Source organism: Marinospirillum alkalitolerans (assembly GCF_045055655.1).
In the GTDB taxonomy this organism is placed as follows: domain Bacteria; phylum Pseudomonadota; class Gammaproteobacteria; order Pseudomonadales; family Halomonadaceae; genus Marinospirillum; species Marinospirillum alkalitolerans.
On sequence record NZ_JBANFI010000040.1, the window covers coordinates 1 to 320 of the forward strand.

The 320-nt window shown below is 45.3% G+C and carries 1 protein-coding gene; it reads right to left on the reverse strand.

Annotated elements, in window-relative coordinates:
- Positions 1 to 3 precede the first annotated feature (3 nt).
- Positions 4 to 255 carry a hypothetical protein gene (locus V6U78_RS12735; protein ID WP_405341593.1) on the reverse strand — a complete coding sequence of 84 codons (252 nt, stop codon included), beginning with the start codon at positions 253 to 255 and terminating at the stop codon, positions 4 to 6.
- Positions 256 to 320: the final 65 nt, after the last annotated feature.

Genomic DNA, 320 nt, shown 5'->3' on the forward strand with positions numbered 1-320 from the left:
GCGTTATACCCTTTGCTTGGCGCTGTTAAAGACCGCGCAGGCATAGACTGAATAAGCTGCGTAGGCCATAAATCCAACAATGAAAATCGGATCTAGCCAGTGCGGGAATCTTTCGCCCCAAATCAGCAGTTCTATCTGCCCTTCAAGAATATTGAATCCGAGAAAAAACAATATCGTGACAACTGTTGTAATAATCGGGTTCCCGTCTGCTGCTCTTGCCAGCGTCATTGCTGATTTTTCAATTGTTCGCATCATTGGTAATTCCTCATGCTGGGTATAACAAAGCAATGCAACGGACTAGCCGTTGATTGCGGCGTTAT